Below are 12,145 nucleotides of genomic sequence, written 5' to 3'. Positions count from 1 at the left end.
GCACGACCGTGACGGGGATCCGGTCGTAATGTGCGACACATGGCTGGATCCCTGCTGGGCACCGCGGTCCGACGGGTCGAGGACCCGGAACTGCTCACCGGTCGCGGGACGTACGTGGGCAACCTTCCGATCGAGGGGTTGCTGCACGTCGCTTTCGTCCGTTCCCCACTCGCTCACGCCGTCGTGACCGGGATCGACACGTCGGAGGCCGCCGCGGCCCCGGGTGTCGTCGCGGTCTATACGGCGTCCGATCTCGATCTTCCGGCCCATCACGGGCTGATGCCGGTCAATCCGGAGATTCCGCGCCCACCGCTGGCGGTGGACCGGGTCAGGTTCGTCGGCGAGGTCGTCGCGATGATCGTCGCCGAGTCGAAGGCTGCGGCGGTCGACGCGGTCGAGCTCGTGGAGGTCGACTACGACCCGTTGGACGCGGTCGTCGACCCCGAGGAGGCGCTGGAGTCCGGTGCGCCGCTTGCGTTCCCGGAGCGCGGCACCAACCTGACGACGGGGCTGCGTTCGGGCGGGACGGACCCGCTCGAGGGTGCCGACGTCGTCGTCCGGGCCCGGATGGTCAACCAGCGTCTGGCCGTGGTTCCCATGGAGGGCAACGCGATCGTCGTCGACCCGCGCGGCGACGACGGCCACGATCTCGTCGTCCACGTGTCGACGCAGATGCCGCACGGTTTCCACGCTCAGCTGTGCGGGCTGTTCGGCCTGGACAAGGCGCGGACCCGGGTGGTCGCACCGCACGTCGGTGGCGGGTTCGGCGGCAAGGCGGGCATGATCGCCGAGCACACGGCGGCGGTCGGGGCGGCGCTCGCGCTGGGCCGCCCGGTGTCGTGGGTGGAGACGCGGTCGGAGAACCTCGTGTCGATGCCGCACGGGCGCGACCAGATCGGCTACTACGAGCTCGGGCTGACGCGCGAGGGCAGGTTCACGGGGATGCGGGCGCGGGTCGTCGGCAACGGGGGCGCCTACGCGTGGTTCGGCGGGGCGCTGCCGATGAACATGACCTACGTGATGGCGCCCGGCGTCTACGACGTCCCGACGGTCGGCTACGACTCGGTCGTCGCCATGACGAACACGACGCCGATGGGGGCGTTCCGCGGCGCTGGGCGGCCGGAGGCGGCGGCGCACCTGGAGCGCATCGTCGACATCGCGGCCGCCGAGCTGGGCATGGACCCGGCGGAGCTGCGGCGGCGCAACTTCCTCGACCCGGGCGCGTTCCCGCTGACGACGGTCGTCGGCGCGGCCTACGACGTCGGCGACTACGACCTGCCGCTGCGGGAGGCGTTGCGGCTGGTCGACTACGACGCGTTGCGCGAGGAACAGGAGCGCCGGCGCAAGTCGGGCGACCCGGTGCAGCTGGGCATCGGGATGAGCGTGTACGTCGAGATCACGGCGGGTGGCGGCGGCTCCGAGTTCGGCTCGGTGCGGGTGCATCCCGACGGGAGCGCGACGGTGTCGGCCGGCACGTCGGGTCACGGGCAGGGGCACGCGACGGCGTTCGCGATGATCGTCTCGGACACGCTCGGGATCCCGATGGAGCGCATCAGCTTCGTGCAGTCCGACACCGCGCTGGTGCCGCGCGGCGGCGGCACGGGCGGGTCGCGGTCGCTGCAGATGGGCGGTTCCGCGGTCTCGGCGGCGGCCGACGACGTGCTCGTCCAGGCCCGGCGCCGGGCCGCCGATCTGCTGGAGGCGGCTCCCGACGACGTGGACCTCGTCGACGGCGACGGCAGCGGCACCGGGGGCGCGGTGTTCGGCGTCGCCGGCGTCCCGACGGCGACGGTGTCGTGGGACCAGGTCGCGGCCGCGGCCTCGGATGCGGGGGAGGAGCTCTTCGCGGGTCTCGACGCCCGTCAGGAGGGGGCGACGTTCCCGTTCGGGGCGCACGTGTCGGTGGTCGAGGTCGACACCGACACCGGGCGCGTCACGATGCGTCGCCACGTCGCCGTCGACGACTGTGGTCGCATCCTCAACCCGCTGCTCGTGGAGGGTCAGCAGCACGGCGGGCTGGCCCAGGGCATCGCGCAGGCGTTGTACGAGGAGATCCGCTACGACGCCGAGGGACAGCCGATCACGGCGACGCTCGCCGACTACCGGATGCCGTCGGCGGCCGACCTGATCAGCTGGGAGACGGCGACGACGGAGACCCCGACGCCGATGAACGTGCTGGGCGCCAAGGGGATCGGCGAGTCGGCGACGGTCGGGTCGACGCCCGCGGTGCAGAACGCCGTCGTCGACGCGGTGAGCCACCTCGGGGTCCGCCACATCGACCTGCCGTGCACCCCGGAGCGGGTGTGGCGGGCGGTGCAGGAGGCGAAGGCAGGGGCTGCGGCCGATCCGTGGCGCGAGCCGCCCGCGGTGTTCGCCGACCTGCCGGTGCGCGGCGGGGAGGCGGAGGAGACCGGCGCGATCTGAGCGGTCCGCGGCCGCCGGGCGAGCTGGGTCGATCAAGGCGGCGCGAATCACACCGGCCGCCCGCCGGCCTCCCGCGGCGGCGGCCGCGAAGCCGTCCGCGTGTCCTACCAGGACGTCGCCGGTCGGGACCACGTCCCGACCGGCGGTCCGGCGCGTCCCGCACACGCGGACGAAGATCGTCGTCGCCCACCCCTCCTCGGCAGGAGGGCGCCCGGAGGGGGAGACTGCCGGGCGTCCCGCACCGAGGAGGAACGATGAGACTGGCCACCATCCGCACCGCGACGGGGACCCGAGCGGTTCGCGTCGACGAGAGCGTTGCGGTGGAGACCGGGGACGCCGACGTGCGCGCCCTGCTCGAGCACCAGGACTGGTCCCGGCGCGCCGCCACCGCGGCCGGCCCGTCGCACCCGGTCGCCGAGCTCGACTACGCGCCGCTCGTCCCGAGCCCGGAGAAGATCATCTGCGCCGGCCTCAACTACCGCGACCACGTCCTGGAGATGGGCAACGAGCTGCCCGAGTACCCGACGCTGTTCGCCAAGTACGCGCCCGCGCTCGTCGGCGCGCACGACGACGTCGTGCTGCCCGCGGTGTCGGACAACGCCGACTGGGAGTGCGAGCTCACCGTCGTCATCGGGTCGTCGGTCCGTCACGCCGACGCCGCCGCCGCGGAGGCCGCGATCGCGGGCTACACCGTGATGAACGACGTCAGCATCCGCGACTACCAGCGTCGCACCTCGCAGTTCCTGCAGGGCAAGACGTTCGAGAAGAGCACCCCGCTGGGGCCGTGGCTCGTCACCCCCGACGAGCTGCCCGCGGGCGGGTGGCGGATCACCACCGAGCTCGACGGCGAGACCGTCCAGTCGTCCACCACCGACCAGCTCGTCTTCTCCGCGGTCGATCTCGTCAAGTACGTGTCGTCGATCATCACGCTCAACCCGGGCGACGTCATCGCGACCGGCACCCCCGGCGGGGTCGGCGCGGCGCGCACCCCGCAGCGCTGGCTCGTCGACGGCACGGTGATGGTGACGACGGTCGAGGGCGTCGGACAGCTGCGCAACGTATGTCGCAAGGAGACGATTCCGTCGTGACCCCGCCGGTCGAGGTGTCGCTCGCGTGGGCCGGCGACGGTGCGGCACACCTGCGTGGCCTGATGAACCGGCTCGGTGACGACGCGTTCGCCGCGCCGTCGGCGCTGCCCGGCTGGACCCGCGCGCACGTGCTCACCCACGTCGCCCGCAACGCCGACGCCATGATCAACCTGCTGACGTGGGCGAAGACGGGGGTGGTGACGCCGGCGTACGCGAGCAACGCCCAGCGCGACGCCGACATCGCCGCCGGTGCCACGCGCACCCCGGCGGAGATCCGCGCCGACGTGGAGGAGACGTCGGACCGGTTGTCGCACGTCGTGAAGAAGATGCCGGAGGAGGCCTGGTCGGCGACGGTGCGCCACCGCGACGGCAGTGAGCTCCCGGCGTCGCGGGTCCCGTGGATGCGGGCCCGGGAGATGTGGATCCACGCGGTCGACCTCGACGCGGGCGCCTCGTTCGCCGACATGCCGGTGCCGATGGCCGTCGAGCTCGTCGACGACGTCGCCGCGGACCTGTCGGCGCGTCCCGGCATCCCGGCGATCCGGCTGGTCACCGCCGAGGGCGACCGGGAGTGGACGGTCGGGGACATGTCGGGGCCGGTGGTGCGCGTGGTCGGGCCGCTGGCCGACCTGGCCGCGTGGCTGGCCGGGCGTGGTCGCAGCCGCGCCGTGCGCCGTGACGACGGCACCGCGCCACCGGACCTGCCCGGCTGGCTCTGAGCACCGGACGCACGACGCGGCCCGTCCCCGCGCCCGGCGACCGGTCGGGCGCGGCGACGGGCCGCGTCGAACGTGTCGAGCCGTGCCGTCGGGCCCGGCTCGCGTCGTGCTCGGCTTTCTGCTCGGCCTTTCTGCTCAGCCTTCCTGTTCGTCGGACTCGCGGGTGCGGGTCAGGTCGTCGAGGCGCTGCTGCACCTCGTCGAGCCTGGCCTGCAGCAGCGCGAGCTCCGCGCCGAGGACGGCGACCGCCCCCGGCGACTCGGCGCCCACGAGCGACTCCGTGCCGGCCAGGCCTGGCAGCGGGGCGACCGGTCCCGCCGCGGTGGGCGCTGCCGTCACGGTGATCGTGCCTCCGCTGAGCCTGCCGAAACCGTCCGCCGTGAGGACGGGCCGGTCACCGACGCAGGTCGAGCAGATCGGGAGCAGCTTGCGCCAGCCGAGGCTCCCCGTTCCCGAGTCGGACAGGACCGAGGCGGATCGCCCGCACTCGCACCTGCCGAGCTCGACCGTCCGCACCCGCTGCCGCGAGTAGCGCAGGCCGCGCTCGTACCGGCGGTACCGGCCGGAGACGGCGACCTCGAGCAGGACGGCTCCGCGGTAGTCCGGTTCGCACGCCAGGTCCCGGGCGGCCCCGGCGTCGCTGAAACAGTAGAACCCGCAGTCACACCAGCGGGACGGGCAGCTGTGCCGGGATCCGTGCACGCAGATGGCGTCGTCGATCGCGCGGTAGACGTGTGCGCGGCCGAGTGTCACCCCGCTGAAGCCGGTCGCGGTGCCGTCTGCCGACAGCATCGGGTAGGCCAGCTTGAATCCCGGGAGCGGCTTGTCCGACTGTTCGCGTGGGACGCGAGCGGCCGGCCACACCATGTGGATCAGACCCCGGCGTGCCGCTCGACGCGAACCTCGGACCGCTTCTCTGCGGTGACGGGGGCCTCGGCGCGGGTGTTCTCGGGCTCGGTGGGGGCCTCGGCGGACGCGGTCCTGGGCTCGGCATCGAGGTCGACGGCGACACCCTCGGCGATCTTGCGACCCAGCTTCATGATTCCTCCTGAGACCAGAACGATATTGCTTCGTGACCTCAATGTGGACCCGTGCCGGGCAGTTGTCCAGTCGGGCGCGACGCCGTCCGGCGCGCACCCGGACAGGGCGCCCACCTGGGGACCTTCGGTCGTGACGGTGCCCGGCCGACGTCCCCTCGGTACCCTGGTCCGCCGCCGGGCCCGTGATGATCTCCTCACCGTTGCGCCGCAGCACGACCCGTCGCACGTCGTCGGCCCGCGCAGGCGCCGACACCGGCGACGCGGCACAGGGCGACCGGGCGCGGCGGCGTGTCCGACGGTGTGGTGATCCGCGACACGCAGCCCGACACGCAGGGCCCGAACCGCCGCTCCCGGGCGTGTCGCAGACGGTCGGCGACACGCCGGGTCACCGGTGGGCGAGGGGCGTGTCGCGCGACGGCCGATCGTGACACCCTCGCGCCCGTGCCCGACGAGCCCGCCGCCGCGACCGTCCAACCCGACTTCGATGCCGTGCGGACGGAGTTCGCGCTGCCCGCCGAGTTCCCCGCCGACGTCCTCGCCGAGGCCGCCCGAGCCGCCGCCGACGACACGCCCACGGCCGGGCCGGGCCGCCGCGACGCCACCGACGTCGAGCTCGTGACGATCGACCCGCCCGGCTCCAAGGACCTCGACCAGGCCGTCGGCATCGTCGCGCACGGTGACGGGTTCCGGGTGTACTACGCGATCGCCGACGTGGCGGCCGTCGTCGCCCCGGGCGGTGTGCTCGATGACGAGGTCCGCCGCCGCGGGCAGACCGTCTACCTGCCCGACGGCGCGGTTCCGCTGCACCCGCCCGTGCTCTCGGAGGGCGCGGCCAGCCTGCTCCCCGACGGCCCGCGCCCCGCGGTGCTGTGGACCATCGACCTCGACGCCGGCGGCGAACGGACCGCCGTCACCGTGGAGCGGGCCCTCGTGCGGTCCCGGGCCCAGCTGGACTACGGCGGCGTGCAGGCGGAGCTGTCTGCCGGACGCCCGCTCCCGGCGGCGATCGCGTTGCTGCCCACGGTCGGACGGCTGCGCCGGGAGCTGGCCGTGGCGCGCGGCGCGATCGAGCTGGAGCTGCCCGAGCAGGAGGTCGTCCCCGACGGCGCCGGGGGCTGGACGGTCCGCGCCCGCGAGCGCGTCGACGTCGACACCTGGAACGCCGAGATCTCGCTGCTCACCGGCACCGCGGCCGCGTCGCTCATGCTCGACGCGGGGACCGGCGTGCTGCGCACCCTGCCGGCCCCGGACGCGGACGCCGTGGAGGCGTTGCGCGCCACCGCGGCCGCGCTCGGTGTCGACTGGCCCGCCGACGTCACCCCGGCATGCTTCCTGGCCGGGCTCCCGCTCGACACCCCGCACGCGCTGGCGCTGCGCCGGGCCGCGACGACCCTGTTGCGCGGCGCCGGCTACGCGGCCTTCGACGGCCTCGACGCGCCCCCGCCCGACGACCCCGGCCACGGCGGCATCGGGGCTGCCTACGCGCACGTGACGGCGCCGCTGCGCAGGCTCGTCGACCGCTACGGCACCGAGGTGTGTCTCGCGGTCGCAGCGGGGGAGCCGGTGCCGGGATGGGTGCGCGCGGCCCTGCCCGGCCTGCCCGCAATGATGGCGGCGTCGGACACGGTGGCGGGCAAGGTCGACCGGGCCTGCGTCGACCGCACCGAGGCTGCGCTGCTCGTCGACCGGCTGGACGAGCGTGTCGAGGTGATCGTGCTGCGCGAGGAGCCCGGGGAGGTCTACCTGCTCGACCCGCCCGTCGTCGCGCGCTGCCACGGGGAGCTGCGGCTGGGGGAGCGGATCACCGCGCGGCTGACGGTGGCCGAGCCGGCGACGGGCCGGGTCGAGTTCACGGCGGAGTGACCCGGCGTGTGCCGGGCGCGGGCACGGTCAGGTCAGCCAGGTGATCGCGGGCTCCACGACGCGCCGCGGCGCCGGCCGGGTGGTCGGGGTGCCCAGGTAGATCCAGCCGGTGACGTCCTCGTGGTCGGCCAGCCCGAGGTGGGCCCGGACCTTCGCGGCCTCGCCGAACCACCCGGTGCGCCAGATCGCGCCGTAGCCGAGCTCGTCGGCCGCCAGGACGACACCGTGGGCGACGCACACCGCGGTGGCGCGCTGCTCCCAGGCGGGGACCGTCGGGTGCGGCTGCGGAGCGGCCACGACGACGACGATCGTCGGCGCCCGGTAGGCCTTGGCGCGCACGCGGTCGAGCTCCGCGGCGGTGGCCGTGGGCTCGCGCTCGGCGTGGGCGTCGGCGAGTGCGTCGCCCAGCGCGGCGCGGGCCGCGGCGTCGACGACGATGAAGCGGTACGGCGTGAGCCGGCAGTGGTCGGGGGCCGACATCGCGGCCGACATCATCGCGCGCAGCTCATGGGGGGCGGGCGCCGGTTCGGCGAGGCCGGCGCAGGATCGGCGTTCGCGCAGCCCGGTCAGCACCGTGTCGGCGGGCCCGGAGACGGGCTCGTCGAGTCCTGCGGCTCCCGGTCCGGTGTCGGCTCCCGGTCCGGTGCCGGCGCTCGGTCCGGTGCCGGCTCTGGGTTCTGTGTCGGCTCTCGTCACGTGTCGTGCTCCGGTCGGTCGGACGAACTCGTGTGCCGCGGGGGTGCGGCAGGGCATCGCGTGTGGTGTCGCGGCTGGTCGCGCCGCGCCCCGGTGCGGTGTCCGGCCTGTGGGCCGAACGAGGCGCCGACCGGGGATGGTGGCCCGGACCGGCACGCGTGTCCGGCTGGGTCCCGCCGGATTGCGTAAGGCTACCCTTAATTCTCGCGGAGTGCGTCACTCCTGCGCGTGGTCACCGGCCGGGCGCGTTCTGTGACCACGTTCGTCCCATCAGTCCCATTGGTCCCACCGGTTTCTCGCCGGTGGCTGTTGCACGAGGAGTTCCGGGTGGTCCGACACCCGTCCGAACGTTCCTTCCGTTACGGGATCGAACACGAGTGCGCGCTCCTGAGCGCCGACGGACACTTCGCAGATTTCACCCGACTGGGTTTCGCCGAGGCGCAGGCCCTCGTCGACGCCCTGCCGGAGGACCCCGGAGATCTCGCCGACCTTCGCGTCGGTGACCAGGGCATCAAACGCAAGCGCTGGTACGTCGAGGGTTTCGAACGCTTCGACGACGACGGCGGCTTCGTCCGCTGCGACCCCAAGGGGATCGAGATCCGCACGCGCATCCACGACACCGTCGACGGTGCCGTCGACGCCCTGCGTGCCGACCAGCGGGCGCTCGACGACGTCGCCGCCCCCGCCGGGTTCACGACGGTCGCGATCGGGTTCAACCCGTTGCGCTCCAGCTATCCCGTCGTCCCGCCCTACAACGACTGGGAGGTCCGCCACCGCACCGGCTCGCCGGAGGAGCGCACCGCGCACCTGCACATGGTCACCTACGGCCCCGACCTCAACCTGTCGTGCGCCGGCATCGGTGTCGACGAGCTGGTCGACGTCGGCGCCAAGCTCACCCACTACAGCCCGTGGCTGGTGCCGCTGTCGTTCTCCTCGCCGTTCCGCGACGGCGTCGTGTGGGGCGGGCTGTCGGCGCGCACCGCGGTCCGGACGGGCGCGCGGCCCGCGGCGATGGTGTTCCTCGACGGCGTGGCCGACCGCGACCGGATGCTCGACACCGACCCGTCGCTGACCCAGCCCGCGCGGCTGCCCGCCGAGGTGGGCCGCATCGAGTTCAAGGCCTTCGACGCCTGCCCCGACCCGCAGCTCTACGGCGAGCTGCTCAGCCTGCTCACCGGCCTGGTCATGGACACCACGCTCGACGGCCGCGCCCTCGTGCCCGACGCGGTGGCCCACCAGCGGGCCGCCGTCGCGGGTCTCGCCGACCCGTGGGTGGCCGAGGGCACGACGGACCTGCTCGCGGCCGCGAGGGCGGCGCTCGCCGGCCGCGACGACGACCTCGCCCGTCTCGACCGTCTCGCCGAACGGGTGGCCGCCCAGCACTGCCCTGCCGTCGACATGCTGGCCTGCTACGCCGCCGGCCACCCCGTGGCGGGCCTGCGCCCCTGACGCCCTCCGACACGAACGAACGGCACAGTCACGCAACTGAGTTGCGCGACTGTGCCGTTCGTTCGGAAAGGACTTGCGCGGCGGGGCCGTTCGTTCGGGAACGGCCGGCGGGGTCAGCTGTAGGAGTGGTCCGCGTCCGGGTACTCGCCGCCGCGCACGTCCGCCGCGTACGCACGAGCCGCGTCGAGCAGGACCGAGCCCATGTCGGCGTAGGGCTTCACGAAGCGCGGCTTGTGCCCGCGGTTCATCCCCGCCATGTCCGACCACACCAGGACCTGCGCGTCGCAGTCGGGCCCGGCGCCGATGCCGATCGTCGGGATCGCGAGCTCGGCGGTCACCCGCTTGGCGACGTCGGCGGGCACCATCTCCAGCACGACGGCGAACGCGCCGGCCTGCTGCAGCGCGAGCGCGTCCTCGATCAGGCGTTCGCCCGCGTCGCCGCGGCCCTGGATGCGGAAGCCGCCCAGCGCGTGCTCGCTCTGCGGGGTGAAGCCGAGGTGGGCCATCACCGGGATGCCGGAGCCGGCGAGTGCGTCGACCTGCGGGGCGAACCGGGCCCCGCCCTCGAGCTTGACCGCGTGCGCGCCGCCCTCCTTCATGAACCGGATGCCCGTCTCCATCGCCTGCGCGGCGGAGACCTGGTAGCTGCCGAAGGGCAGGTCGGCGACGACCAGCGCGTGGGGCGCCCCGCGGACCACCGCCTTCACGAGCGGCATGAGCTCGTCGACGGTGACCGGGATGGTGTTGTCGTAGCCGTAGACGTTGTTGCCGGCGGAGTCGCCGACGAGCAGTACCGGGATACCGGCCTCGTCGAAGATCTCCGCGGAGTAGCGGTCGTAGGCGGTGAGCATCGGCCACCGCTCGCCCCGCTGCTTCATCTCGGCGAGATGGTGCAGGCGCGTGCGCTTGGGCCGGGCCGTGGTGCGGTAGGGCGACTCCTCGGCGGGCTCGCCCGCTCGACCGGTCGCAGGGGTGTGCTCGGCAGCAGACATCGTCGTCCGTCCTCCCTCGAGGCCCGCGTCGCGGGTCCCCGGGTCGTCAGGGGCTGGTGAGCGAAGCGTGACACCGAGGACGTCCCGGGCGCTGCGCCGGGCGACCCAGGTCACAGAGTGACCTGCACCCCGCCGGCGCCGGCGCGTCGTCCGTGCCGCGCGTCCCCTAACCGGGGGACCCGACGGGGCAGTTCGCCCGGGTGGTCACGGCGCGCACCCGCTCGCTGGCATGCTGACACGGTGTCCCCGGTACCCCGTCGCACACTTCGCACGCCCCTCGGGATCCTCGCCGTCCTGCTCGCGGCGGTCCTGACCGCGGCGTGCACCACGTCGACGAGCGGTGCGTCGGCGGAGGCGGCGGCGGGTAGCGACCCGGCGCTGAAGTCGTTCTACGACCAGACGTTGTCGTGGGGCTCGTGCGCCCAGTTCTCCTCCTCGGCCGACGAGGAGAAGACCTTCACCACCCCGGGCCTCGACTGCGCGATGTTGCGCGTCCCGCTCGACTACGCCGACCCGGACGGCAGGACCGCCGACATCGCGGTGTTGCGGCACAAGGCCACCGACCAGGCGAACCGGATCGGCTCGCTGCTGGTGAACCCGGGTGGCCCGGGCGGCTCCGGCATCGAGTTCGCCGCGTCGCTGGGCACCAGCTCGAAGACGCCGGCGGCGGTGCTGGCCCGGTTCGACCTCGTCGGGTTCGACCCGCGCGGCGTCGGCGCGAGCACACCCGCGATCGACTGTCTCGACGACCGGCAGAACGACGCCGAGCGCGCCGACGACGACACCGACCCGTCACCGGCCGGGGTCGCCGGGACGGAGGCGGAGAACAAGCGGTTCGTGCAGGGCTGCGTGTCCAAGACCGGTGTCGACGTGCTGGCCAACGTCGGCACGCGTGACGTCGTGAAGGACATGGACGTGCTGCGCGCGGTACTGGGCGACCGGAAGCTCACCTACGCGGGCTTCTCCTACGGCACCCGGATCGGCTCGACCTACGCCGAGGCGTTCCCGCAGAACGTGCGGGCCCTCGTGCTCGACGGCGCGCTCGACCCGCAGCAGACGACGATCGACCGCACGATCGACCAGAACGCGGGCTTCCAGGGCGCGTTCGACGCTTTCGCGACGTGGTGCGCCGCGCAGACCACGCCGTGCCCGCTGGGCCAGGACCCGGCGAAGGCGACGACGGTGTGGCTGTCGCTGGTCCGTCCGCTGATCGACGACCCGCTGCCCGCCCTCGCCGGCCGCACCCTGGGCTGGAACGACGCGCAGACGGGCATCTCGCAGGCGCTGTACGTGTCGGCGGCCTACCCGATCCTGTCCCGCGGCATCGCCGACCTGGCGCGGGGCAACGGGACGATCCTGCTGCGCCTGGCCGACCTGTACTACGACCGCGACGCCAAGGGGCACTACTCGAACATGCTCGAGGCGTTCACGGCCATCAGCTGCGTCGACGAGCAGCAGATCACCGACCGCGCCCAGATCGACGAGCAGAACCGCAAGGTCGACGAGGTGGCGCCGTTCCGCAGCACGGGCAAGGGCCCGGTCGACGCGCTCGACCCGTGCGCGTTCTGGCCGGTCGAGCCGACGAGCCGGCCGCACGTGCCGCAGGTCGACGGGCTGCCGCCGACGGTCGTCGTCTCCGTCACGGGCGACCCGGCCACCCCGTACCAGGCCGGCGTCGACCTCGCGACGGCGCTGGGCGGGCGGCTGATCAAGGTCGACGGCGAGCAGCACACGGCGTCGTTGCAGGGCAACGCGTGCGTCGACGACGCGGTCACGGCGTACCTGACCGACCTGACGTTGCCCGCCGAAGGGCTGGAGTGCAGGCTGTCGTGACCGTCCGCCGATGCTGTCGGCGTGATGTCGCCGGGACCCAC

Annotated in this window: 10 protein-coding genes; 6 read left to right on the top strand and 4 right to left on the bottom strand. The window is 73.8% G+C overall.

The features are described from left to right. Positions 1 to 39: 39 nt before the first annotated feature. The 3 genes from PSU4_RS16815 to PSU4_RS16805 all read left to right on the top strand — a co-directional run bounded on the left by PSU4_RS16815 (position 40) and on the right by PSU4_RS16805 (position 4,231). Positions 40 to 2,424 carry a xanthine dehydrogenase family protein molybdopterin-binding subunit gene (locus PSU4_RS16815; protein WP_147109264.1) on the top strand — a complete coding sequence of 795 codons (2,385 nt, stop codon included), beginning with the start codon at positions 40 to 42 and terminating at the stop codon, positions 2,422 to 2,424. 254 nt (positions 2,425 to 2,678) lie between these two features. Next, a complete protein-coding gene (locus PSU4_RS16810) occupies positions 2,679 to 3,512 on the top strand; it encodes a fumarylacetoacetate hydrolase family protein (RefSeq protein ID WP_147109262.1) in 834 nt (277 codons plus the stop codon). After that, entirely contained in the window at positions 3,509 to 4,231 is a 723-nt protein-coding gene (locus tag PSU4_RS16805; RefSeq protein WP_147109259.1) for a maleylpyruvate isomerase family mycothiol-dependent enzyme, read from the top strand. The genes PSU4_RS16810 and PSU4_RS16805 overlap by 4 nt, the downstream gene beginning before the upstream one ends. A 135-nt stretch (positions 4,232 to 4,366) precedes the next feature. Here PSU4_RS16805 and PSU4_RS16800 read toward each other — a convergent pair whose 3' ends face one another. Both PSU4_RS16800 and PSU4_RS31370 read right to left on the bottom strand, forming a co-directional pair. Next, a complete protein-coding gene (locus PSU4_RS16800; protein ID WP_147109257.1) occupies positions 4,367 to 5,098 on the bottom strand; it encodes a hypothetical protein in 732 nt (243 codons plus the stop codon). 5 nt (positions 5,099 to 5,103) lie between these two features. Then, the gene (locus PSU4_RS31370) at positions 5,104 to 5,271 is read right to left on the bottom strand and encodes a hypothetical protein (protein ID WP_186817005.1); all 168 of its coding nucleotides are present in this window, start codon (positions 5,269 to 5,271) and stop codon (positions 5,104 to 5,106) included. Positions 5,272 to 5,712: 441 nt separating this feature from the next. On the opposite strand from PSU4_RS31370, the gene PSU4_RS16795 reads away from it, so the two are divergent. Then, complete coding sequence (locus tag PSU4_RS16795; protein WP_147109254.1) at positions 5,713 to 7,134, top strand: RNB domain-containing ribonuclease; 1,422 nt, start codon at positions 5,713 to 5,715, stop codon at positions 7,132 to 7,134. A 27-nt stretch (positions 7,135 to 7,161) separates the two neighbouring features. On the opposite strand, the gene PSU4_RS16790 is transcribed toward PSU4_RS16795, so the two are convergent. Then, positions 7,162 to 7,830 carry a nitroreductase family protein gene (locus PSU4_RS16790; RefSeq protein WP_147109250.1) on the bottom strand — a complete coding sequence of 223 codons (669 nt, stop codon included), beginning with the start codon at positions 7,828 to 7,830 and terminating at the stop codon, positions 7,162 to 7,164. A gap of 327 nt (positions 7,831 to 8,157) precedes the next feature. Here PSU4_RS16790 and PSU4_RS16785 point away from each other — a divergent pair, with 327 nt between their 5' ends. Further along, complete coding sequence (locus PSU4_RS16785) at positions 8,158 to 9,279, top strand: glutamate-cysteine ligase family protein (RefSeq protein ID WP_147109247.1); 1,122 nt, start codon at positions 8,158 to 8,160, stop codon at positions 9,277 to 9,279. Positions 9,280 to 9,392: 113 nt separating this feature from the next. Here PSU4_RS16785 and panB read toward each other — a convergent pair whose 3' ends face one another. Further along, entirely contained in the window at positions 9,393 to 10,271 is an 879-nt protein-coding gene (gene panB / locus PSU4_RS16780) for a 3-methyl-2-oxobutanoate hydroxymethyltransferase (protein WP_147109244.1), read from the bottom strand. Between the two features lie 240 nt (positions 10,272 to 10,511). Here panB and PSU4_RS16775 point away from each other — a divergent pair, with 240 nt between their 5' ends. Beyond that, positions 10,512 to 12,104: an alpha/beta hydrolase gene (locus tag PSU4_RS16775; protein ID WP_147109241.1), complete on the top strand. Its 1,593-nt coding sequence runs from the start codon at positions 10,512 to 10,514 to the stop codon at positions 12,102 to 12,104. The last annotated feature ends 41 nt before the right edge of the window (positions 12,105 to 12,145 follow it).

The organism is Pseudonocardia sulfidoxydans NBRC 16205, from assembly GCF_007989085.1.
Taxonomy (GTDB): domain Bacteria; phylum Actinomycetota; class Actinomycetes; order Mycobacteriales; family Pseudonocardiaceae; genus Pseudonocardia; species Pseudonocardia sulfidoxydans.
Note: the sequence above shows the minus strand (reverse complement) of the source record. Positions and strands in the feature narration are given on the sequence as shown.